The organism is Lentzea nigeriaca (genome assembly GCF_016907955.1).
Classification (GTDB): domain Bacteria; phylum Actinomycetota; class Actinomycetes; order Mycobacteriales; family Pseudonocardiaceae; genus Lentzea; species Lentzea nigeriaca.
This window is the reverse complement of the sequence record NZ_JAFBCX010000010.1, coordinates 115,603-136,608: the sequence shown is the minus strand read 5'-3', so window position 1 is coordinate 136,608 and position 21,006 is coordinate 115,603. Positions and strand designations below refer to the sequence as shown.

The following is a 21,006-nucleotide window of genomic DNA, read 5'->3' as shown; positions in this document are numbered from 1 at the left end:
AGCTGCCCCCGGCCCGTCAGTAGTTGTCCTCCGCGTCGTAGGCGATCGCCGCCAGCTGCACGCGATTGCCGCAGTCCAGCTTCACGAGCATGCGGCTCACGTGCGCCTTCACCGAGCCTTCACTCATCCGGCAGGAACGCGCGATCTCCGCGTTCGCCAGGCCCTGGGCGAGCAGCCGCAGGACCTTGCGTTCGAGGTCGGTCAGCCCGGCCAGCCGGGCTCGGGCGCGATTGCCGCGCCTCGGATCCCGGTCGCGGAACGTGGTGAGCAGCGACCGGGTCACCCGCGGCGCGAGAAACGCGTCGCCCGCGGCGATCGCCCGCACCGCGTCGATGAGCGCTCGCGGCTCCATGTCCTTGAGCAGGAACCCGACGGCCCCCGAATGCAGCGCGCGCTGGACGTACCGGTCGTAGGTGAACGTGGTCAGCATGGCGACCGCGGTGGCCGGCACGTGCTTGCACACCATCTCGGCCGCGGCCAGGCCGTCACCGCCGGGCATGTGGATGTCCAGCAGCAGGATGTCGGGCTGGTGGCGATGAACCAGCCGCAGCGCCTCGGAGCCGCTCGCGGCCTCGGCCACGACCATGATGTCCTCCGCCGTCTCGAGCACGCCCCGGATGCCCGCCCTGACCAGCTGCTCGTCGTCGGCGACGACAACGGAGATCATCGGACGCCCTCGCCCTCCTCGAACACCGCCGTCACCACGAAACCTCCGTCTGCCTCTGGTCCCCAGCTCAACTCGCCGCCTGCCCCCGCGACCTCAGCGGCAAGCGTGGCCAGGCCCCTGCCGGTGCCGGTGCCGCGGGTCCGGGGTGGTCGTGCCGGTGGACTGTTGCGGACCGTCAGCCGCGGCCTGCCCTGCACGGTCTTGAACTCGACGACGACGTCAACCGGTCCGGCGTGCTTGTGCACGTTGGTCAACGCCTCCTGCACCACGCGCCGCACGGCGTCGGACAGCTCCGGCGGGACATCGGACAACGCGGCCTCGACCCGCACACCCGCGCGGCGCGAGCTGTCGATGAGATCGGTGAGGCCGGCCACGGTCACCGGTTCCGCGTCCAGCACTCCGATGATCTGACGCAGGTCCCGCATGGCGGCGCGGCTGGTCCCGCCGAGCAGCTGCGCGGTTTCGGTGGCCGCGCTGTCCGGGGTGCCGCTGAGTTCCAGCTTTCCCGCGTGCAATGCGATGAGGCTCAGTTTGTGGCCGAGCACGTCGTGCATCTCACGGGCGATCCTGGAACGCTCCCGCGCGACGGCCTGATCCCGCTGCATCTCCGCCATCTGCCGGGAACGCCGGACGTACAGGCCGATCGCGAGCGGGAGCAGGAGCTGCAACACCATCTCCGAAGCGACGAAGATGACGTTGAGCTGCTCCTCGTCATCCCACGCCGGGATCGCGAAGCCCACCGCGGCCGCGACGACCGCGAGCGAACCGGAGACCACGCGAGCGTGGGTGCCGACCGTGTACAGGGCGCAGAACAACGCCGCGAAGACCTGGCCGGGCGCCAGGAAGTCGATCGAGGCGACCAGCACCGCCACGGCCGCGGGGAACTTCCTGCGCACCGAGAGCAGACCGGCGGCACCGACCGCCCAGCCCGCCTCGCCGAGCCCGTCCGCCGAGATGAGGTCGATGCCACCGCACACCACGACGGCCGCGACGTCGGTCAGCAGTTCCCGTTTTCGCCCGCCGAAACCCGGCCGGCCCGCCTCGAAACGCACACGTTCAGTTTCCCGGTGTCACCAGACCGGCGAGCTTGCGGGTCAGCACAGCGCGTTCACGCTCGTTGCCGCACAGCCGAACGGCCGTCTCGAACTCCGCTCGCGCCTCGTCGAACCGGCCGAGCCTGCGCAGCAGCTCGCCGCGCACGCCGGGTAGCTGGTGCGAGTCCTTGAACGCGTCGCCCGCGGCGAGTTCGTCGACGATCGGCAGCGCCTCGGCGGGTCCCTTCGCCATCGAGACCGCGACCGCCCGGTTGAGCTCCACGACCGGCGACGGGGCGAGGCGGCCGAGCCCCTCGTAGAGCGCGACGATGCGGTCCCAGTTGGTCTGCTCGACCGACGGTGCCAGCGCGTGGCACTCGGCGATCGCGGCCTGCAGCCCGTAGTAGCCGTAGCCGCGGCCCGCCTCAGCGGCCTTGGCCAGCGCCGCCCGGCCGCGGGCGATCGCGGACCGGTCCCAGCGGCGGCGGTCCTGGTCCTCCAGCAGCACCGTCTCGCCATCGGGGCCGCGGCGGGCCGGGAAGCGGGCGGCGGTGAGCTCGAGCAACGCGAGCAGGCTGTGGACCTCGGGTTCGCCCGGCATCAGCCGCGACAGGATCCGCGCCAGCCGCTGAGCCTCCCCGGCGAGGTCGAGGCGCATGACCTCGTCACCGGAGCTGGCCGAGGAGCCCTCGGTGAAGATCAGGTAGATGACGCTGAGGACCTGGGCGAGGCGGGCGGGGCGTTCGTTGACCGGAGGCACCTCGAACGGCACGTTCGCCGCGCCCAGGGTCTTCTTCGCCCTGGTGATGCGCGCCTGCACGGTCGCGGTCGGCACCAGGAAAGCCCGCGCGATCTCGTCGCTGGTCAGACCGCCGATCACGCGCAACGTCAACGCCACACCGGCCTCGCGCGACAGCACCGGGTGACACGAGGTGAAGATCAGCGCGAGGGTGTCGTCGTCGATCTGGTCCGGGTCCCACAGCACGTCGTCGGGCGCGGGTCCGGGGTCGGTGGCACCGGTGAGCGCGCCGCCCTCGGTCAGGTTGTGGGCGAGGGCGGCGTACTTCTCGTCACGGGTGCTGCGGCGGCGGAACGCGTCGATCGCGCGGCGCCGGCCGACCGTGAGCAACCATCCGGCCGGGTTGTTCGGCACGCCTTCGCGCGGCCAGGTCACCAGCGCCTCGGCCAGTGCTTCCTGGGCGAGGTCCTCTGCCAGCGCGAAGTCGCCGGTGTAGCGGGTCAGCGCACCGATGATCCGCGCGGACTCGATGCGCCACACCGCGGCTACGGCCTTGCGGCCGGTGGGGTCGCTCATGGCTGGAGATCAAATCAGAGCTGGTTGTTCGCCTCGCGCCACGCCCGCTCCTTCTTGATCCACTCGTTGTCCTGGGGGAACTCGTCGATCGTGGGGACGCGGCGGATCTCGGTCTTGAAACCGGGACCGGTGAGCGGGACGCGCTTGGCCCACTCGACGGCGTCCTCGATCGTGGGAACGTTGATCAGGTAGAAGCCGTTGAACAGCTCCTTGGTCTCGCCGTACGGTCCGTCGGTGACGACGGGCGGTTCGCTTCCGAAGTCGACGACGACGCCTTCCTCCGCCGGTGCGAGACCTTCCGCGGCGAGCAGCACGCCCGCCTCGATCATCTCCTCGTTGAACCGGCCGACGGTCTCGAGCATCTTGTCGAAGTCGATCTCGCCCAGGCTGTCCCAGGCGTCGGCGGAGGTCTGGCGCCAGATCAGCATGAACTTCATGTGTGTCACTCCCCAGTGGGATCGTGCGGGTCCGTTGTGGACCCTTTCACGCCGAGGTCGAACGGGCATCCCGTTCAATCGACACCCACCCCAGAAATTCATGAAGGGAACGGTCACCCCGTGAGGTGGATGACCGTTCCCTTCATCGTGCAAAGCGGGGGTCAGGCCTCGTCGTCGGGCTGGTGCAGGGAGCGTGGCTGCTCCGCCTCGAGCTCCGGCACCGGCGAGGCGGAGGCGACCGGCCGCGGCGGGGTGCTCAGCGGACCGGGGACCTCCTTGCGCGCCACGGCTTCGGCGGCGGCGACGGCCTCGGCGACCTTCGGGTCCGGCGCGGTGTCGAACCAGTCGGCGATCGACTCGTCGTCGTCCTCGGGCTTGGGCCGCGTGGCGTTGTCGGCCGGCGGCTCGTAGCGGAAGACGCCGTCGTCGCCGGGCGCGCCGAGCATGCGGGCGAACCCCTCGAGGGCCTTGCCGTAGTCGGACGGGATCATCCAGACCTTGTTCGCGTCGCCTTGCGCCATCTGCGGCAGCGTCTGCAGGTACTGGTACGCGAGCACCTCAGGGGTGGGCTTGCCGTCCTTGATCGCGCCGAAGACCTTCTCGATGGCCTTGGCCTGACCCTGGGCCTGCAGGTAGCGGGCGGCACGTTCACCCTGCGCGCGCAGGATCTGCGACTGCCGCTCGGCCTCCGCGGCGAGGATCGCCGCCTGCTTGGCGCCCTCGGCGGCGAGGATCTGCGACTGCTTCTGGCCCTCGGCGGTCTTGATCGACGACTCCCGCTGGCCCTCTGCGGTGAGGATCATGGCGCGCTTCTCGCGGTCGGCGCGCATCTGCTTCTCCATCGAGTCCTGGATGGACGGTGGCGGGTCGATGGACTTCAGCTCGACGCGGGCGACGCGCAGGCCCCACCGGCCGGTCGCCTCGTCGAGGACACCGCGCAGCTGGCCGTTGATGTGGTCGCGGGAGGTGAGGGTCTCCTCCAGGCTCATGCCACCGACGAGGTTGCGCAGCGTCGTGATCGTCAGCTGCTCGACACCGACGATGTAGTTGGAGATCTCGTACACCGCGCTGCGCGGGTCGGTGACCTGGAAGTACACGACCGTGTCGATGGACACCGTGAGGTTGTCCTGGGTGATCACCGGCTGCGGCGGGAACGACACGACCTGCTCGCGCAGGTCGATGCGGGCGCGCACCTTGTCGATGAACGGCACGATGATGTTCAGGCCGGGCGCCGCGGTGGTGCGGAAGCGGCCGAGGCGTTCGATGACGGCGGCCTGCGCCTGCGGGATGACCAGCACCGACTTGACGGCGATGGTCAGCACGAAGATCGCAATGACGGCCACGACCACAGCGGTGATCGGGTCCAACTCCGTTCACATCCTCACTGGAAAGTGCTTCACACCGCGGCTATGACCACGGCGGTCGCGCCCGAGATCTCGACAACGGTGACGGCCTCGCCTGCCTCGATCACGGACCCGTCGAGGGTGCGCGCGCTCCAGGTGTCGCCGCCGATCTTGACCTGCCCGCCGTTCTCGTCGACCGCGGTCAACGCGATGGCCTTGCTGCCCAGCAGCGCCTCGTGGTGCATCTTGATCCCCGAGCCGAGCTGCAGCCGCCTCTTGAGCACCGGCCTGGCGCCGACGATCAGGCCGAGCGAGGACGCGGCGAAGACGAGCACGCTCACCAGGTCGGCGGCACCCAGCGCGGACGCACCCGCCGCGGCCAGAGCGGCTGCGCCGAGCATGACCAGCACGAAGTCACCGGAGAGAACCTCGGCGACGACGAGCAGGATCCCGACGATCAGCCAGATCAGCGCGGCCATGCGCCCATACATACACCACCGGGGAGCACGCGGCTCCGAGATTCACCGTGCTGGGCCCCCGACCGTAACGAAATCGATCAACCACCGATGCCGTCGGGCCCGGCGGTGACGAAGTCGATCAGCCGCTCGACCGCGCCGAGCAGGTCGGACTCGATGTCGCGGTAGCTGCCGACCGCGCCCAGCACACGCTGCCAGCCCTCCCAGGTCTCGCCCCAGCCCAGTGCCGCGCAGACGCCTTCCTTCCACGGGACGTTCCTGGGGATCACGGGCCAAGCCTCGATCCTGAGGGCCTCCGGCTTCACGGCCTGCCAGATGTCGACGTAGGGGTGGCCGGTGACCAGGACGTTGGCGTCGCGGACCTGCTCGACGATGCGCTGTTCCTTGGAGCCCGCGACGAGGTGGTCGACCAGCACGCCGAGGCGGCGGTGCGGCGCGGTGCCGAACTCGGTGATGCGCTGCGGGAGCTCGTCGACGCCGTCGAGCGGTTCCACGACGATGCCCTCGACCCGCAGGTCGTGCCCCCAGACGCGTTCGACGAGCTCGGCGTCGTGCTTGCCCTCGACCCAGATGCGGCTGGCCTTCGCGGTCTGCGCGCGCAGCCCCTCGACCCGGACCGAGCCGGACGCGCTGATGCGGGGTCTCTGTTGCTGCGGCGCGGGTTTGACGAGCGTGACCGGCCGGCCGTCGAGCAGGAACCCGGCGGGGTTGAGCGGGAACAGGCGGTGGCGGCCGTGGCGGTCCTCCAGGACGACCTGGCCGTGCTCGTACTTCACGACGGCGCCGCAGAAGCCGCTGGCGGGGTCCTCGACGACGAGGCCGGGTTCGGCCGGGATCTCCGGGACCTTCTTGCGCTTCGGGGTGGACAGGACGTCGCGGCCGTAGTCGTGGGATCGCACGACCCGAAACCCTAGCCGTAGTAACCGAACAGTGGCTTGAACGCCGCGATCGACTCGTGCTCGGGCGAGTTCGCGGGCGCTCTGCTGTTCGGGCGGGAACCCTGCCAGGTCCGCGCTGTGCGGTGCGCTAGCCGTAGAACGGTTTGAAGGCGGTCAGCCACTCGTGGACGCGGTCCAGGTCGACGTCGGCGCCGTGCAGGTCGTGGCCGTCGTGCACGAAGTCCATCCAGTCGAACGCCGGGTCGCCGACGTGGGCACGCGGGTCGATGGCTTTCGGGCCGTGCGGGCCTTGCAGGACGTTGCCGGGGTGCATGTCGCCGTGCAGCAGCACCTGGGCGACGTCGTCCTCGGCGAGTTTGCGGGCGCGGTGGTGTTCGGTGGCGTAGTAGGTGCCGGTGCGGCGGGTCAGCAGGGTTTCGAAGAGGAAGTCGACGCGGGCCTTGAGCGGTGGGAAGCCCGCCGGGTTCGCGGCGTGCAGTTCCGGCACGACCCGGGCCGGTTCGTCGGCGGGGGTGCCGGGGGTGATCCTCTCCAGCAGCAGGGCGCCGCGGGCGAGGTCGGTGTCGAGCACGTCGACCATCGCGGGCGTGTCGGCCCAGGCGGTGAGGGCGCGGGCTTCGAGGGCGGCGACGTCGTGGTCCGGGGTCACCTTCAGCACGGCGCCGGCGCACAGGAAGGTGGCGCCGGTGCCGCCGGGCATGAGTTCGGAGACGGTGAGGCCCCAGCGGGTGGTCAGGGTGTCGATCAGGCCGGGCAGTGCGTCGATCCACCGCGTCACGTCGGGGCCGAAACGTCTGATGAGCCGGGATCTGGCGTCCTCGTCGATCACCTGGTTCAGGCTAGCGAGTCGGCTCCCGCCTGGCGGCGGACCTGGTACTCGGCCAGCGCCGGGCGCCACAGTCCGTTGACGTCGAAGCAGGTGGAGAGGAGTTTCAGGTCCGCGCCGTCGCCCGCGACGGCGACCTTGCCGTCGATCACCCACCGGTTGACCGGCAGCAGCGGCACGGGCCAGCCGACCACGACGAGCCGGTCGCACACCAGCCGCTGCAGGCGGCCGCCGTCGTTGTCGACGATCACCGCGGGCGTGTCGAGGTCGAAGTCCCGGACGATGGCGCGCGGGTAGCGCCGCACACCGATCTCGGCGAGCGCGTCGGCACCGGGGCCGATGAGGTGTACCGGCCCGAACCTGCGGGCCAGGCACACGGCTGCTCTCGCGCCGAGATCGGCCGCGCCGACCACGACGATCCGTTCTGCTTGCGCCATCTTCTCCCGCATTCGCAACGCACATGTTTTCGCAGGTCAGAACGCCTTCACGAAGATAGGGCCCAGTGATCCGCGCGTCAAACGCATCTCATTTGGACTCAGTAGGTGACGGTGATCGCGCGCTGCGGCCCGTCGACCGTGATCGTGCCGCCGACCGGGATGACGACCTGCGGGTCGGTGTGGCCGAGGTCGACGTCGAACACGATCATCGTGTCCGGCGCGTACTGCCCGAACGCCTTGAGCACGGCCTCGCGTTGCGCGCTGGTGTAGGTGGCGCGGTCGGTGTCCTGGTTGGTGAAGAACCACGACTTGGGCCGCCCGACCAGCACTGCCGCGAACCGCCGCAGCAGCCCGCGCTCCCCCATGTTGCGCAGGATCCGGTAGACCTCGACGTCGCTGGGCATCTCCTCGGAGGTCTCGAAGAACAGGACGGCACCCTCGTAGTGCTCGGGCGTCTTGATCTCCTTGTCGGCCATCATCAGCCACGACAGGATCTCCAGGTTGCCGCCCCACGACCTGCCCCGCACCACCTGGTCAGCCTGGTGCCAGATCCACCCGCCGCTCGCCTCGAGCAGCGGCTCGGCGTCGAACGTGCCCGGCTCCTCCCACGGCAGGTCCTTGTCGCCGTAGGCGAAGGTCTCGGTCAGCCGGTACTCGCCCGGCGTGAACAACGCGGCCCGCAGCGACTGGGCACTGACCGGGTGCATGGCGCCGGGCCGTCCGAAGTGGACCATGACGCTGCCGCCGGAGAACCCGACGATGCCGCGGTTGGCGAGCCACAGCAGCATGTTCGTGTTGTCACTGTGCCCGAAGAACGGCTTGGGGTTGGCGGTGATCAGGGCCTCGTCGAGGTGCGGCAGCACGGTGATCTGGTCGTCACCGCCGATGGTGGCGATCACGGCCTTGATCGTCGGATCGGCGAACGCCTCGTGCAGGTCGGCGGCACGTTCCTGCGGGGAGGCACCCATCTTGCGGGTGGTGGGGTATTCGACCGGTTCCAGGCCGAACTCGGTTTTCAGGCGGTGCAGGCCCAGCTCGTAGGGCAATGGGTACAGGCCGGGTAAGCCCGCGGCCGGGGAGACGATCGCGACCCGGTCACCGGGCTGGGGCTTGGGTGGATTGATCATCGACATGGCTGCCGAGCGTAGTAACGCGCGGGGCGTGTCACCTGGTGTTGCTGGCGGAGATCGTGGCGCGCTGGCCCGCGTCGCAGCGCTGTCTGCACCGGCGTGTCGACGCGAGGCACGGGTTGCGGGCGCTCAGCGAGGCCGTCGACGACAACGCGTTGTGGGAGATCGAGGTGCGGCGATACGGACTGTCCGGGGAGCAGCACCAGTCGTTCCGCAGCGGTGTGCGCCGGATCCTGCGCGAGTACGACGGGGCCGAGATCGCGGCGCTGGCCGAGCAGTTGACCTAGAAGGCGGGCCAGGGGATGGCGGGCCAGTCGCCGGACGGTTCGGGGTAGACGCCGGCGGCGAGGAGCTTGTCGGTGCGTTCGCCCACGGCGCGGACTTCGGCGCGGGTGAGGTGGTCGTGCAGCGACTCCCCCAGCGTGCCGTCGAGGGCGGAGCGCAGGCGGCGCAGGGCGTCGAGGACCTCGGCGGGCAGCGGTTCGCGGGCCCAGCCCCACAGCACGGTGCGGAGTTTGGGTTCGGTGTGCAGGCAGATGCCGTGGTCGACGCCGTAGACGGAGCCGTCGAGGGCGTGCAGGACGTGGCCGCCTTTGCGGTCGGCGTTGTTGACGACGACGTCGAAGGCGGACATGAGGGCGATGCGCGGGTGGTCGGCGTGGACGAGGACGGCGGGGTCGCCGAAGCGGTCGTGGGCGTGGAAGACGGGGATCCAGCCGGGTTTGACGTCCTCGACGCCGACGATGTCGACGAGTTCGTCCTCTTCGCGGGTGTCGACCCAGAGCTGGACCATGCCGCTGCCGAACGGGCCGGGCCGCAGCACCGTGGGTGGCACCAGGTCGAGGCCCGCGCCAGCGGAGATCAGGTAGGTGGCCACCTCGCGGCCCGCGAGGGTGCCGTCGGGGAAATCCCACAGGGGACGTTCGCCGCGCACGGGTTTGTAGACGCACTGCGCGTCGACGCCGTTCAGCGTGATCTTGCAGAACAGGGTGGCGTTGGAGGCGTCGACGAGGCGACCTTCGACCTCGATGCGGCCGTGGTGGAGTAACTCCAGGGCCGCGGCGGTGTCCATGTCAGTCTTCTTCGGTGCGGCGGTAGCCGTTCTGCCGCGGGCAGATGTGGCCGTCCGGGTCGAGCGGTTCGGCGCACAGGGGGCAGGGTTTGCGGCCGGCGTTGACGACGCGGTCGGCGCGCTCGGCGAAGGCGCGGGCGGCGGACGGGGAGAGGAAGACCCGCACGGCGTCGGGGCCTTCCTCGGTGTCGTCGAGCACGACGGCCTCGTCGACCTCCTCCTCGGAGATCGCGAGGAGTTCGATCACGACGGCTTTGCTCTCGGCGTCCCAGCCGAGTCCCATGGTGCCGACGCGGAACTCCTCCTCGACGGGCACGTCGAGGGGTTCGGTGTCGAGGTCGTCGGGCGGCGCGTCGTCGGGCACGTCGGTGCCGAAGCGGCGGTGCACCTCCTCGAGCAGCGAGCCGATGCGTTCGGCGAGGACCTGGACCTGCTGCTTCTCCAAGGCGACGCTGATCAACCTGCTCTGCTCGGAGGCCTGCAGGTAGAAGGTGCGGTCGCCGGGCTGCCCGACGGTTCCTGCGACGAACCGGTCGGGTGCGCGGAATACGTGAATGACGCGAGCCATGGCCCTTACGACCCTAGGCCACGCGGAGATCGTCGGCAGGTCCTCCCCCACCAAACACTCCGCGTATAGGGTCGGGTTGTGGTGAAGATCGCTTCGTACGGGACGTGGACCTCGCCGATCAGCGCCGGCGACACCTCGAAGCCGGGTGGTGGGTTCCAGTGGGCCGACCTGCACGGTGAGCGGGTGTGGTGGGCGGAGAGCCGGCCGGCCGAGGGCGGCAGGGTGGCGCTGGTGCGTGACGGTGTGGAGGTGCTGCCCGCGCCGTGGAACGCCCGCAACCGGGTACACGAGTACGGCGGCAGGCCGTTCGTGGTGCTGGCCGAGGACAGGGTGGCGTTCACGCATTGGAACGACCAGCGCGTGTACGTGTTCAACCCGGACGACCCGCGGCCGACCCCGCTGACACCGGAGCCGGAGCGGCTCCACGGCATGCGCTACGCCGACCTGTCCGCGGGCCCGGACGGTGAGGTGTGGTGCGTGCGGGAGACGATCACCGGTGACGCGCGCACCGACGTGCGCCGCGAGCTGGTGGCGATCACCGCCGAGGGTGAGGTGCGGGTGCTGGGCGCCTCGCACCACTTCATGACGGGCCCGAAGGTCAGCCCGGACGGCACGAAGTTCGCGTGGATCGGCTGGAACCACCCGCAGATGCCGTGGGACGGCACCGAGCTGTGCGTGGCTGAGGTCGGGTCGGCCGGGCACCGGGTGCTGTGCGGATCGGAGACGGAGGCGGTGTGCCAGTTCGAGTGGGAGGGCGACTCGCTGCTGGCGCTGACGGACCCGGACGGCTGGTGGAACCTCTTCCGCGTCGGCCTGGACGGGTCGCGCGCGAACCTGGCGCCGTGCGAGCAGGAGCTGGGCGGCCCGATGTGGCGGCTGGGCAACCGCTGGTTCGCGACGCTGTCTCCCGGCCGCTACCTGGTGGTGCGGTCCGGGCACCTGGCGGTGCTGGACGAGCGGTCGGCGACGGTGACCGATGTGGAGACCGATCTGCCGACGTGGGCGCCGGACCTGTCGGTGCGCGACGGCGTGGTGGTGTGCGGTGCGGCGGGGCCGACGTCGGAGTTCGCGGTCGTGCGGCTGGATCTGTCCAACGGTGAGCTGACGTATCTGACCGGGGGCGAGTCGTCGCCGCAGGACGCGTACGTGCCGGTGCCGGTGGAGCGGATGTTCGGCGAGATCCCGGCGTACGTGTATCCGCCGTCGAACCCTGACTTCGCGGCACCCGAGGGTGAGCTGCCGCCGTACGTGGTGCACGTGCACGGCGGTCCCACGGGGCGGGCACTGCCGAAGCTGGACTCCGACATCGCGTATCTGACCAGCCGCGGCATCGGTGTGGTGGCGGTGAACTACGGCGGCTCGACCGGGTACGGGCGGGCGTTCCGGGAGCGGCTGCGCGAGCAGTGGGGTGTCGTGGACGTGGAGGACTGCGCGTTCGTGGCCCAGCAGCTCGCGAAGGAGGGCACGGCGGATCCGCAGCGGCTGGGCATCCGGGGTGGTTCGGCGGGTGGCTGGACGTCGGCGGCGTCGCTGACCTCGACGGACGTGTACCAGTGCGGCATGGTGGCGTTCCCGATCCTGGACCTGAAGGGCTGGACGTCGGAGGGCGGCGAGACGCACGACTTCGAGTCCCGCTACGTCGAGGGCCTGGTCGGCAGGCTGCCGGAGGCGGAGGAGCGCTATCGGGAGCGGTCGCCGTCGACGAGGGCGCGGTCGGTGTCGGGTCCGGTGCTGTTGCTGCAGGGCCTGGAGGACGAGATCTGCCCGCCGGAGCAGGCCGACCGGTTCGCCGCGGACCTGGCGGGGTCGGGGATCCGGCACGCCTACCTGAGGTTCGAGGGTGAGCAGCACGGGTTCCGCAAGGCCGAGAACATCAAGGCGGCGCTGGAGGCGGAGCTGTCGTTCTACGGCCAGGTCTTCGGATTCGTCCCGCCTGGTGTTCCGGTGCTGGAACTGTCCGAGTGAGCTTGCTGGTTCGCGGGGACCGGGTCGCGCTGGTGTCACCGGCCGGCCCGGCCTCGGCATCGAAGGTCGGCGCGGGTGTGGCGGTGCTGCGCTCGTGGGGCCTGGAGGTCACCACACCCGTGGTGGAGGCGTGGTCGTTGCCGTATCTGGCCGGGTCGGACGAGGCGCGGGCGGCGGAGTTCGTGTCGGCGTGGTGTTCGGACGTGGCCGCGGTGGTGTGTGTGCGGGGCGGTTACGGGTGTCTGCGGATGACGGACCTGGTGCCGTGGAAGGACCTGCCGCCTCGGGTGTTCGTGGGGTCGTCGGACGTGACGGTGCTGCACGCCGAGTTGAACGCGGTGGGTCAGGCGACGGTGTTCGGGCCGATGCCGGGCACCTCGGATTTCGTGGACGACCCGGTGGCGCAGGCTCGGCTGCGGGCGTTGTTGTTCGAGGGTGTGTCGTCGTGGACGGCGGGAACGCCTGTGGTGGCGGGGACCGCGCGTGGGGTGCTGACGGGCGGCAACGCGGCGTTGCTCGCGGCGGCGGTGGGCGGGCCGCGGTGGGCGCCGCCGGTCGACGGCGCGATCGCGTTGCTGGAGGACGTCGGTGAGGAGCCCTACCGGCTGGACCGGATCCTGACGCAGCTGGTGCGGGCCGGGTGGTTCGAACCGGTGTCGGGGATCGTGCTGGGGTCGTGGACGGGCTGCGGTGACGTGGCGTCGGTACTGCACGACCGGCTGGCCGGGCTGGGGGTGCCGGTGCTGGGCGAGTTCGGGTTCGGGCACTGCGCCGGCCAGTGGTCGTTGCCACTGGGGGTGGAGGCGGTGCTGGACGCGTCGGCGGGGACGTTGACGCTGGTGTAGGCACGCTGGCGCAGGGCCGCCCCAGTTTCCACGGCACTCCGCCCTGCCTCACCCGGCGCTGTCCGGAGTGTCGGTGAAACGCCGTGCAGCTGGGTGCGGGCACGTTGGGCCGACCGGCATTCCGCCCCGCATGGCACGGCGCTGTCCGCTGCGTCGGTGAAACGCTGTGCGGGTTGGGCGTTGGGCACGCTGCCGCAGGCGTCCCCCCGAGCTGGGAACCCCTGCGTTTCACCGTACTCGGCACTACCGACAAGATCGGGTGCTCACGGACCGGTGCGGCGGTTCTGCGCGTCCAGCCGCAGCTGGTCGGTGTGCTGCCCGATCTTCGTGATCTGCTCGGCGAGCCCCGGCTGCCCGTCCCGCAGCGCTGGCGCGGCCTCGTTCAGCGCCCCGAGCAGCCCTGCCGCGTCCGTACCGCCGAGGGCCTGCTGCACCGCGGGGTCGTGCGGCCCGACCTGCGCGGCCAGCATGCGCAGGACGCTCGCGTTCTCGCGGGCCCAGGCAGCGACGGCCTTGTCGCCGGCGCGCCGGTCGCGTTCGGCCTGGACGCGTTCGTCGCCGGTGCCGGACTCGCCGGTGCGGCGCACGCGCAGGTAGCGCTTCTCGGCGGCCTGCCTGCTCGCGACACCCAGCGCCGGGGCGAGGTCCGCCCAGCTCGTGCCCAGGGCGCGGGCGGCTTCGATGAGCTGGGGTTCCCAGCCGGACAGTTCGTCGCGGAGCCTGCGCAGCAGCATCAGGGCGGCCAGGACCTGGTTGGCGTCGCCCGGTTCGGCGGCCGCCGCGCGGACGGTTTCGTAGTCGCTCGTCATGTCGTCCTTCCGATGACGTTCGGCACTTGTCATCGTTCCGACGACATGCTACAACGGTGGTACAGCGCATTGACAGTCCACAGGGATAACAGGAGGTGTCAGATGTTGATGCGCACTGACCCGTTCCGTGAGCTGGACCGGCTGACCCAGCAGGTCTTCGGGACTCCGGGGACGTGGTCTCGCCCCACGGCGATGCCGATGGACGCCTACCGCGACGGCGACCAGTTCGTCGTGTGCTTCGACCTGCCCGGTGTCACGCCGGACGCCATCGAGCTCGACGTCGAGCGCAACGTGCTCACCGTCAAGGCCGAGCGCCGGCCGGTCGGCAAGGACGTCGAGATGCAGGTGTCGGAGAGGCCCCTGGGCGCGTTCTCGCGCCAGCTGTTCCTCGGCGACACGCTCGACACCGACCACATCGACGCCAAGTACGACGCGGGTGTGCTGACGCTGCGGATCCCGATCGCCGAGCGCGCGAAGCCCCGCAAGATCGCGATCACCACGGGCGAGGACGCGCCCAAGCAGATCGACGCGTGAGTCACCCGGCGGGCGGCGGCCGACCGGGTGATGCCAGGTAGGCTTCCGCCCGCCATGAGACCCCAGCCCCAGTGGACGGCGTTGGACGTCTACGCGTCCAATTCCGACCTCTACGCCGATCCCCGCCTGGTGGAACGGGTGGACTACCGGCGCCGCTTCAAGCGGCACCGCCCCCGTACCCCCTCTGTCGTCCTCGCCCCGCACGGCGGTGGCATCGAGGTCGGCACGTCGGAACTGTGCCTGGCGATCGCGGGCTACCACCCGTCCACGCGCGTGCCGATCGGCCAGACGCACGACTACTGGATGTTCGAGGGCCTGCGGTCGGTCGCGAACGACGAGCTGCACGTCACCTCGTCCAACTGCGACGACCACGTGGCCCGTGATCTCGTGTCCGGCGCCTCGCACGCGCTGGGCCTGCACGGCTGCACCGCCGCGGCGGCAGGCCTGGAGGACCACGACCGGGCGGTGCTGGTCGGCGGCCGTGACGCGTTGCTGCGGCTGGAGCTGCTGACGCGGTTGCGGCGGGCCGGGTTCCACACGATCGACGCCGTCGACCACCCGATACTGGGCGGCTACGACCGGTCCAACATCGCGAACCGCACGCGCGGCAGGCAGGGCGGGCAGCTGGAGCTCACCACTCCCCTGCGCTCGGCGATGTTCGCGGAGAACTCGCGGTCGGACCGGCGGCACACGACGACCGAGGTGTTCTGGGACTTCGTGCACGCGTGCCGGGCGGCGCTGGCGGCGCGCGAGGCCCTGAACAACTAGGGCGTCCAATCGACGTCCAATCGACGTCCAGTGCCTCCTGATGAGGTATTCGCAGGAAGAACGAGGCCTCAGCGCCTCGGCCCTGCATACCGACATTGAAAGAGGCGGACATGTACAACCGTGCATGGAGAAAGTGCGCCAAGGCGACGGTGGCGGTCGTTGTCAGCGTCATGGCCTTGACCGCGGGGGGAACTGCAGCTTCCGCCAGTCCGGCCGGCGCGCCGAGCCCGATCACCATCGATGTGTCCAACGGCCAGTTCGACCTCATCCTCCCGGACGCCGGGTCCCAGAGGGTGGCGGCCGCGGACGAGGTCACCGCGTTCCACGGCTTCAGCTCGCTGAAGAACATCAAGATCCAGTCGCAGGGTTTCGACCTCGAGGGACGCATCACGGGCCGGCTCCGCAGCCACAACTTCGTGAGCCTGTGGCAGGTCTACAACCTTCCGTCGTCGTCGGGCTGGAAGGTGTGGGTGGCGAGCTTCAAGAAGGACAAGAGCCAGAGCGTCCTGAAGGAGACCTTCCGCGACGAGCAGCTGATCGACGTCAACATCGACATCAAGTTCAAGGTCTCGGCCGCGGCGTTGCGGGGCGTGTCCACCCTGCGCATCGGTTTCGAGACGTTGCGGCTGGACTACAACGGCACGACCAAGGACTTCACGGTCGTCAACGGTGAGTCCGGCGGTGGCAAGGACCAGAACAACAACGACATCCCGGTGGACTTCGAGCCGGTCTGACCGCGAATTCCCTCTCGGCTCGCGATGAACGGCGCGTTTGTCCACCTGAGCTGAGGTGAACAAACGCGCCGTTCATCAACTCCGGCCGATGACCTGACAAGGGGTGAGCATGCTTTCCGCACGCCGGGTTCTGGCGAGATTCGCCGCGACGGCCACGGTCCTCACGGCGGTCCTGGCCGGCGGTTCCGGCGCCGCACTGGCGGCCGAGGCGCGTTTCGTGCCGGAGGACACCAAAGTCAGCTGGGACGGCGCCGTCGCGACCGTCTCGTTCCGAGAGGTGGACGTGGAGGTGGAGGGCGGCAAGACCGTGATCTCGGTCAAGGTGACCGCCGAGGTAAACATGGTCTGCACGAAGGGCACGTCGGTTCTGCGCGTGCGCAGGTTCGGGTCCGCCCTGGACGCGACGGAGTACCCGATCGGTGAGGACGGCGTCGTCACGGGTACCGCCAGGTTGCGACTCGTGCTGAAAGGGGCGCAGCCGCCCGGCTACAAGTGCGTGACGGAGAACGAGTCGGTCACCGCGGCCCTGGAGGACTTCTTCACCGGCGCGACCCTGGTCCACCAGACCTGATCGATCAGCGCTGTCCGGGGCGGGCCGCCACGTCGGCCCGCCCCGCGGCACGTCTACAGGTACTTCTTGAGCTCTCGCTTGGCCAGCGACATGCGGTGGACCTCGTCCGGGCCGTCGGCGATGCGCAGGGTGCGGGTGGCGGCGAAGAGTTCGGCGAGCGGGAAGTCCTGGCTGACGCCGGCGCCGCCGTGGGCCTGGATGGCCTTGTCGATGACCCATTCGGTCATCAGCGGGGTGCCGATCTTGATGGCCTGGATCTCGGTGTGGGCGCCCTTGTTGCCGACGGTGTCCATCAGCCACGCGGTCTTGAGCACGAGCAGCCTGGCCTGTTCGATGCGGACGCGGGACTCGGCGATCCACTCGTGCACGACGCCCTGGGCGGCGATGGGCTTGCCGAACGCGACGCGGGACGCGGCCCGGCGGCACATCAGTTCGAGGGCGCGTTCGGCCATGCCGATCAGGCGCATGCAGTGGTGGATGCGGCCGGGGCCGAGGCGGGCCTGGGCGATGGCGAAGCCCTCGCCCTCACCGGCGATGAGGTTGGACGCGGGCACGCGCACGTCCTTGAACTCGATCTCGGCGTGGCCACCGTGGGCGTAGTCCTGGTAGCCGAAGACGTGCATGGCGCGCTTGACGGTGATGCCGGGGGTGTCGCGCGGGACGAGGATCTGCGACTGCTGGCGGTGCCGGTCGGCAGAGGGATCCGTCTTGCCCATCACGATCAAGATGGCGCAGTTGGGGTTCATCGCGCCCGAGGACCACCATTTGCGGCCGTTGATGACGTAGTCGTCGCCGTCGCGTTCGATGCGGGTGGCGATGTTGGTGGCGTCGGAGGAGGCCACATCGGGTTCGGTCATGCAGAACGCCGAGCGGATCTCGCCGTCGAGCAACGGCTGCAGCCACTGCTTCTTCTGCTCGTCGGTGCCGAACATCGCCAGCACCTCCATGTTGCCGGTGTCCGGCGCGGCGCAGTTGAGCGCCTCGGGGGCGAGGTGGGGGCTGCGGCCGGTGATCTCCGCGAGCGGCGCGTACTGCAGGTTCGTCAGGCCCGCACCGTGCTCGCGCCCGGAATCATTTGTGGCGGGCAGGAACAGGTTCCACAGGCCCTGGCGGCGTGCTTCCGCCTTCAGCTCCTCGAGGATGGGCTGGCGTTCCCACGGGTCGGCGGCGTCGTGCAGCTGCTGCTCCAGGACGGCTTCGGCCGGGTAGACGTGGGAGTCCATGAAGGCGAGCAGCTTCGACCGCAGTTCCTCGGTTTTGGCGTCGTAGGCGAAGTCCATGTCAGAGCTCCTTGTGGGCGGCGGCGAGTCCCTGCCGCACGAGGGGGACGGTGAAGGCGCCGAGCTTCTCGAAGCCGGCTCCGACGGTCTTGCCGCTGGCGAAGCGGTAGTGGATGCCTTCGACGATCACGGCGAGCTTGAAGTAGCCGAAGGCGATGTACCAGCCGAGGCCGGAGGTGTCGGTGCCGGTGCGCTCGGTGTAGCGGGCGACGAGCTCGTCGGCGGAGAGGAAGCCTGGCATCGAAGGGACGCTGCCGGTGATGGGGTCGTTGTCGACGCCGAGGCCCGCCCAGTAGACGTAGAGCAGGCCGAGATCGGCGAGCGGGTCGCCCAGGGTGGCCATCTCCCAGTCCAGGACGGCGCTGATCTGCAGCGGGTCCTGGGTGACGAGGGCGTTGTCGAGGCGGTAGTCGCCGTGGATGATCGCGGCGCGGCCCGAGGCGGGCACGGTGTCGGCGAGCTTGTCGCGCAGGTCGTCGATGCCGGGCAGGTCGCGGCTGCGGGAGGCGTCGAGCTGCTTGCCCCACCGGGTGACCTGCCGGGTGAGGAACCCCTCCGGCCGGCCGAAGTCCTGCAGGCCGACCGACGAGGGGTCGACGGAGTGCAGGTCGGCGAGCACGTCGACGAGCCGCTCCGACAGTGTGCGGGCCATGCCGGGGGTGAGCCACGGGCACTGCGACCGCTCCCGCAGCGCGGCGCCCGGCATCTCCTCCATCAGGTAGAACGGCGCGCCGATGACGGAGGTGTCCTCGACGAGCTGGTGGGCGTGCGGCACCGGCACCGACGTCGGCGCGAGGGCGGAGATGACCCGGAACTCTCGGGCCATGTCGTGCGCGGTGGCCAGCACGTGCCCCAGGGGCGGGCGGCGCAGGACCCAGCGCTGAGTGCCGTCGGTGACGCGGTAGGTGAGGTTGGAACGACCGCCGGGGAACAGCTCGCCGGTGAGCGGACCTGTGCCCAGGTGTGCGGCGAGTGCCTCCAGGTCGAGGCCGGGCAGTGCGGTCACAGGGTCACTCCGAGGGTGGCGAGGTGGGCGCGGGTGGTGTCGGCGGTGGTGTGGCGGAAGGCGTGCATGCCGACGGCGTGGGCGGCTTCGACGTTGACCGGCGCGTCGTCGAAGAACACGGCACGACCGGCGGGAACGCCGATCTGTTCGAGGGTGTGCAGGTAGATGCGCTCGTCGGGTTTGCGCAGGCCGACGCGGCCGCTGATCACGACGGTGTCGAACAGCTCGATCAGCAGGTCCTTCGGGTAGCCCTCGCCCCAGCTGTTGGACAGCAGCGCGGTGTGCAGGCCGGCCGCACGCGCCTTGCGGACGAGCTCGACCATCGCCGGGTCGGGGGTGGCGCCGCCGAACATGCGCCGCAGCAGCCCGGTCTCGTCGACCTTCTCACCACTGGTGGTGATCAGCTCGGCGGCGAGCAGCCGTTCGAACTCCGCGACGCTGAGCTCACCGGTCTCCAGGCGGAACACCGGATTGCCGGGCCGGGCGTCGCGGCTGAGCCACTCGCGCATGATGCGGTTGTAGACGTCGCGGTCGATGGCCTCGGCGTGCAGCCACGCGCCGACGAACTCGGGCACGGAGACCGTCATGACGCCGCCCCAGTCGAAGACGAGCGCGTCGACGAGCGGTTCGGGAAGTGTCGTGTCACCCACGAACCGGAGGGTACCGACCGGTCGGTATGTCGGCAACCGGTGGTGTCGAACACCGACTTTCGAGGATGGGACAGGTCATCCTTCAGCGCTTTTCAACCCATTGCGGGCCGCGCTACGTTCGAGCCCGAAGGGGGTTCGGCAACTGATGAACAGGATGGTGACGGTGGCCTCGGCCGCCGCGACGGCGATTGCCCTCATCCAGGTCCCAGGGGCGCAGGCGGACGGGGACGGGCGGGTCGTCAGCACCGACAAGGGCCTGGTCTCGGGGACGGTGACCAGCACATATCGCACGTTCGGCAACATTCCGTTCGCCGCCCCACCGGTGGGTGAGAACCGGTGGAAGGACCCGCAGCCGGCCTCGGCGTGGCAGGGGGTCCGGGATGCGACGATGCCCGCGCCGGTGTGCGCGCAGAACTCGCAGCTGGGCCAGCCGCCGTCGCAGGTCGAGGACTGCCTGTACCTCAACGTCGTGACCCCGGCGAAGAAGGCGGTGAAACCACGGCCGGTGATGGTGTGGATCCATGGTGGCGCGTTCACCGCGGGGTCGGCGTCGTCGTATGACGCGCGGTGGCTGGCCACGAAGAACGACGTCGTCGTGGTGACGGTGAACTACCGGCTCGGGGTGTTCGGGTTCTTCGGTCACCCCGGTCTGCCGGGGTCGGGCGCGTTCGGTCTGGCCGACCAGCAGGCCGGGTTGCGGTGGGTACAGCGCAACGCGGCCGCGTTCGGCGGCAATCCGCGCAACGTCACGGTGTTCGGTGAGTCGGCCGGCGGGTTGAGCGTGTGTGCGCAGCTGGCGTCACCGCGGGCGGCGGGGCTGTTCGCCAAGGCGATCATCCAGTCGGGTCCGTGCGGGCTCACCACACCGGGCACGAAGCCCGGCGAGTTCGTCCACATCTGGCGGACGCGGACCGACGTGGAGAAGCAGGGCGCGGGCACGCTCGGGTGCCCCGACCTCGCGTGTCTGCGGCAGCAGCCGGTGGACAAGCTGCTCACCGTGCACGGCCTCTTCAACGCGCCCGCCTACGACACCGCGGTGTTGCCGGTGGATCCGGTGGTGGCGCAGCGAACCGGGCGGATGCACCACGTGCCGACGATGGTCGGGTCGACGCACGACGAGATGACGTTGTTCGCGCCGCTGATCTTCCCGCAGCCGATCCCGGAGTCCGGCTACCGGGCGGTGCTGGGTCAGTTGTTCGGTGAGCGCGACGCCGATCGTGTGGCGGCCCGTTATCCGGTGAACGGCAACAACGACGCCCGCGACGAGCTGGCGACGGCGCTGACGGACAAGGGATGGTCGTGCCCGTCGCAGCAGGCGCGCCGGCAGCTCGGGCGGTACGCGCGGGTGTCCGGGTACGAGTTCGCCGACCAGGACATCCCGATGATCTTCCCGTTGCCGCCGTTCCCGGACTACAAGGCGTATCACGGCTCCGAGCTGCTGATGCTGTTCGACCTGGGCGCACCGCTCACGGCCGCGCAGAAGAAGGTGTCGGACTACATGATCGCGGCGTGGGGCCACTTCGCGCGCACCGGTGATCCGGGGTGGCGTTCGCAGGTGCGGTCACTGGCACCCGGTGCAATCACCGGCACCGATTTCGCTCGTGATCATCAGTGCGGGTTCTGGTCGTCCATGCTGTAGG

At 70.1% G+C, this 21,006-nt stretch carries 24 protein-coding genes; 8 read left to right on the top strand and 16 right to left on the bottom strand.

Annotated elements, in window-relative coordinates:
* Positions 1 to 16: 16 nt before the first annotated feature.
* From JOD27_RS30595 to JOD27_RS30550, 10 genes are all read right to left on the bottom strand, one after another.
* The gene (locus JOD27_RS30595) at positions 17 to 667 is read right to left on the bottom strand and encodes a response regulator (protein ID WP_204765762.1); all 651 of its coding nucleotides are present in this window, start codon (positions 665 to 667) and stop codon (positions 17 to 19) included.
* Positions 664 to 1,719, bottom strand: coding sequence for a sensor histidine kinase (locus tag JOD27_RS46880; RefSeq protein ID WP_204765761.1), 1,056 nt, complete (start codon positions 1,717 to 1,719; stop codon positions 664 to 666). The genes JOD27_RS30595 and JOD27_RS46880 overlap by 4 nt, the downstream gene beginning before the upstream one ends.
* 4 nt (positions 1,720 to 1,723) lie before the next feature.
* A complete protein-coding gene (locus JOD27_RS30585) occupies positions 1,724 to 3,016 on the bottom strand; it encodes an RNA polymerase sigma factor (protein ID WP_204765760.1) in 1,293 nt (430 codons plus the stop codon).
* Between the two features lie 14 nt (positions 3,017 to 3,030).
* Complete coding sequence (locus JOD27_RS30580) at positions 3,031 to 3,453, bottom strand: YciI family protein (RefSeq protein ID WP_204765759.1); 423 nt, start codon at positions 3,451 to 3,453, stop codon at positions 3,031 to 3,033.
* 161 nt (positions 3,454 to 3,614) lie between these two features.
* Entirely contained in the window at positions 3,615 to 4,802 is a 1,188-nt protein-coding gene (locus JOD27_RS30575) for an SPFH domain-containing protein (RefSeq protein ID WP_372441762.1), read from the bottom strand.
* A gap of 47 nt (positions 4,803 to 4,849) precedes the next feature.
* Entirely contained in the window at positions 4,850 to 5,275 is a 426-nt protein-coding gene (locus JOD27_RS30570; protein ID WP_204765758.1) for an NfeD family protein, read from the bottom strand.
* A gap of 77 nt (positions 5,276 to 5,352) precedes the next feature.
* Positions 5,353 to 6,171, bottom strand: a complete 819-nt coding sequence (locus JOD27_RS30565) for a DUF3097 domain-containing protein (protein ID WP_204765757.1) — start codon at positions 6,169 to 6,171, stop codon at positions 5,353 to 5,355.
* Between the two features lie 127 nt (positions 6,172 to 6,298).
* On the bottom strand, positions 6,299 to 7,000 hold the full coding sequence (locus JOD27_RS30560) for an aminoglycoside phosphotransferase family protein (RefSeq protein WP_204765756.1): 702 nt from the start codon (positions 6,998 to 7,000) through the stop codon (positions 6,299 to 6,301).
* A gap of 5 nt (positions 7,001 to 7,005) precedes the next feature.
* Positions 7,006 to 7,434, bottom strand: coding sequence for a hypothetical protein (locus tag JOD27_RS30555; RefSeq protein ID WP_204765755.1), 429 nt, complete (start codon positions 7,432 to 7,434; stop codon positions 7,006 to 7,008).
* 98 nt (positions 7,435 to 7,532) lie between these two features.
* The gene (locus tag JOD27_RS30550) at positions 7,533 to 8,567 is read right to left on the bottom strand and encodes a S66 family peptidase (RefSeq protein ID WP_204765754.1); all 1,035 of its coding nucleotides are present in this window, start codon (positions 8,565 to 8,567) and stop codon (positions 7,533 to 7,535) included.
* A 38-nt stretch (positions 8,568 to 8,605) separates the two neighbouring features.
* Between JOD27_RS30550 and JOD27_RS30545 the strand changes: the two genes are divergently transcribed.
* Positions 8,606 to 8,851: a hypothetical protein gene (locus tag JOD27_RS30545; RefSeq protein ID WP_204765753.1), complete on the top strand. Its 246-nt coding sequence runs from the start codon at positions 8,606 to 8,608 to the stop codon at positions 8,849 to 8,851.
* On the opposite strand, the gene JOD27_RS30540 is transcribed toward JOD27_RS30545, so the two are convergent.
* Positions 8,848 to 9,636 carry an SCO1664 family protein gene (locus tag JOD27_RS30540; protein WP_204765752.1) on the bottom strand — a complete coding sequence of 263 codons (789 nt, stop codon included), beginning with the start codon at positions 9,634 to 9,636 and terminating at the stop codon, positions 8,848 to 8,850. The two genes, JOD27_RS30545 and JOD27_RS30540, sit on opposite strands and share 4 nt — an antisense overlap.
* Position 9,637: 1 nt before the next feature.
* Positions 9,638 to 10,204 (bottom strand): DUF3090 domain-containing protein, encoded by a 567-nt coding sequence (locus tag JOD27_RS30535; RefSeq protein WP_189251517.1) that lies wholly within the window; start codon positions 10,202 to 10,204, stop codon positions 9,638 to 9,640.
* A 78-nt stretch (positions 10,205 to 10,282) separates the two neighbouring features.
* On the opposite strand from JOD27_RS30535, the gene JOD27_RS30530 reads away from it, so the two are divergent.
* Both JOD27_RS30530 and JOD27_RS30525 read left to right on the top strand, forming a co-directional pair.
* Positions 10,283 to 12,169, top strand: coding sequence for a prolyl oligopeptidase family serine peptidase (locus JOD27_RS30530; RefSeq protein WP_204765751.1), 1,887 nt, complete (start codon positions 10,283 to 10,285; stop codon positions 12,167 to 12,169).
* A complete protein-coding gene (locus JOD27_RS30525) occupies positions 12,166 to 13,014 on the top strand; it encodes a S66 peptidase family protein (RefSeq protein ID WP_307830417.1) in 849 nt (282 codons plus the stop codon). The genes JOD27_RS30530 and JOD27_RS30525 overlap by 4 nt, the downstream gene beginning before the upstream one ends.
* Before the next feature lie 263 nt (positions 13,015 to 13,277).
* On the opposite strand, the gene JOD27_RS30520 is transcribed toward JOD27_RS30525, so the two are convergent.
* Positions 13,278 to 13,823: an HSP18 transcriptional regulator gene (locus JOD27_RS30520; RefSeq protein ID WP_204765750.1), complete on the bottom strand. Its 546-nt coding sequence runs from the start codon at positions 13,821 to 13,823 to the stop codon at positions 13,278 to 13,280.
* Between the two features lie 102 nt (positions 13,824 to 13,925).
* Between JOD27_RS30520 and JOD27_RS30515 the strand changes: the two genes are divergently transcribed.
* The 4 genes from JOD27_RS30515 to JOD27_RS30500 all read left to right on the top strand — a co-directional run bounded on the left by JOD27_RS30515 (position 13,926) and on the right by JOD27_RS30500 (position 16,430).
* The gene (locus JOD27_RS30515; protein ID WP_204765749.1) at positions 13,926 to 14,357 is read left to right on the top strand and encodes an Hsp20/alpha crystallin family protein; all 432 of its coding nucleotides are present in this window, start codon (positions 13,926 to 13,928) and stop codon (positions 14,355 to 14,357) included.
* A 54-nt stretch (positions 14,358 to 14,411) separates the two neighbouring features.
* The gene (locus JOD27_RS30510) at positions 14,412 to 15,125 is read left to right on the top strand and encodes a poly-gamma-glutamate hydrolase family protein (protein ID WP_239569628.1); all 714 of its coding nucleotides are present in this window, start codon (positions 14,412 to 14,414) and stop codon (positions 15,123 to 15,125) included.
* A gap of 110 nt (positions 15,126 to 15,235) precedes the next feature.
* Positions 15,236 to 15,859 (top strand): hypothetical protein, encoded by a 624-nt coding sequence (locus JOD27_RS30505; RefSeq protein WP_204765747.1) that lies wholly within the window; start codon positions 15,236 to 15,238, stop codon positions 15,857 to 15,859.
* A 109-nt stretch (positions 15,860 to 15,968) separates the two neighbouring features.
* Complete coding sequence (locus JOD27_RS30500) at positions 15,969 to 16,430, top strand: hypothetical protein (protein WP_204765746.1); 462 nt, start codon at positions 15,969 to 15,971, stop codon at positions 16,428 to 16,430.
* Between the two features lie 53 nt (positions 16,431 to 16,483).
* Here the strand turns inward: JOD27_RS30500 and JOD27_RS30495 are convergent, their stop codons facing one another.
* The 3 genes from JOD27_RS30495 to JOD27_RS30485 are packed head-to-tail and all read right to left on the bottom strand — an operon-like array spanning position 16,484 to position 19,366.
* Positions 16,484 to 17,710: an acyl-CoA dehydrogenase family protein gene (locus tag JOD27_RS30495; protein ID WP_204765745.1), complete on the bottom strand. Its 1,227-nt coding sequence runs from the start codon at positions 17,708 to 17,710 to the stop codon at positions 16,484 to 16,486.
* A gap of 1 nt (position 17,711) precedes the next feature.
* Complete coding sequence (locus JOD27_RS30490) at positions 17,712 to 18,716, bottom strand: phosphotransferase family protein (protein WP_204765744.1); 1,005 nt, start codon at positions 18,714 to 18,716, stop codon at positions 17,712 to 17,714.
* Entirely contained in the window at positions 18,713 to 19,366 is a 654-nt protein-coding gene (locus tag JOD27_RS30485; protein ID WP_307830416.1) for an HAD family hydrolase, read from the bottom strand. The genes JOD27_RS30490 and JOD27_RS30485 overlap by 4 nt, the downstream gene beginning before the upstream one ends.
* Before the next feature lie 145 nt (positions 19,367 to 19,511).
* On the opposite strand from JOD27_RS30485, the gene JOD27_RS30480 reads away from it, so the two are divergent.
* Positions 19,512 to 21,005 carry a carboxylesterase/lipase family protein gene (locus JOD27_RS30480; RefSeq protein WP_239569626.1) on the top strand — a complete coding sequence of 498 codons (1,494 nt, stop codon included), beginning with the start codon at positions 19,512 to 19,514 and terminating at the stop codon, positions 21,003 to 21,005.
* Position 21,006: the final 1 nt, after the last annotated feature.

Bases quoted from the DNA above. Each gene is read 5' to 3' on its own strand.
- JOD27_RS30495 (WP_204765745.1), bottom strand. From the start codon at position 17,710: ATGGACTTCGCCTACGACGCCAAAACCGAGGAACTGCGGTCGAAGCTG.
- JOD27_RS30585 (WP_204765760.1), bottom strand. From the start codon at position 3,016: ATGAGCGACCCCACCGGCCGCAAGGCCGTAGCCGCGGTGTGGCGCATC.
- JOD27_RS30505 (WP_204765747.1), top strand. From the start codon at position 15,236: ATGTACAACCGTGCATGGAGAAAGTGCGCCAAGGCGACGGTGGCGGTC.
- JOD27_RS30540 (WP_204765752.1), bottom strand. From the start codon at position 9,636: ATGGACACCGCCGCGGCCCTGGAGTTACTCCACCACGGCCGCATCGAG.
- JOD27_RS30535 (WP_189251517.1), bottom strand. From the start codon at position 10,204: ATGGCTCGCGTCATTCACGTATTCCGCGCACCCGACCGGTTCGTCGCA.
- JOD27_RS30570 (WP_204765758.1), bottom strand. From the start codon at position 5,275: ATGGCCGCGCTGATCTGGCTGATCGTCGGGATCCTGCTCGTCGTCGCC.
- JOD27_RS30595 (WP_204765762.1), bottom strand. From the start codon at position 667: ATGATCTCCGTTGTCGTCGCCGACGACGAGCAGCTGGTCAGGGCGGGC.
- JOD27_RS30550 (WP_204765754.1), bottom strand. From the start codon at position 8,567: ATGTCGATGATCAATCCACCCAAGCCCCAGCCCGGTGACCGGGTCGCG.
- JOD27_RS30515 (WP_204765749.1), top strand. From the start codon at position 13,926: ATGTTGATGCGCACTGACCCGTTCCGTGAGCTGGACCGGCTGACCCAG.
- JOD27_RS30500 (WP_204765746.1), top strand. From the start codon at position 15,969: ATGCTTTCCGCACGCCGGGTTCTGGCGAGATTCGCCGCGACGGCCACG.
- JOD27_RS30580 (WP_204765759.1), bottom strand. From the start codon at position 3,453: ATGAAGTTCATGCTGATCTGGCGCCAGACCTCCGCCGACGCCTGGGAC.
- JOD27_RS30480 (WP_239569626.1), top strand. From the start codon at position 19,512: ATGAACAGGATGGTGACGGTGGCCTCGGCCGCCGCGACGGCGATTGCC.
- JOD27_RS30520 (WP_204765750.1), bottom strand. From the start codon at position 13,823: ATGACGAGCGACTACGAAACCGTCCGCGCGGCGGCCGCCGAACCGGGC.
- JOD27_RS30555 (WP_204765755.1), bottom strand. From the start codon at position 7,434: ATGGCGCAAGCAGAACGGATCGTCGTGGTCGGCGCGGCCGATCTCGGC.
- JOD27_RS30510 (WP_239569628.1), top strand. From the start codon at position 14,412: ATGAGACCCCAGCCCCAGTGGACGGCGTTGGACGTCTACGCGTCCAAT.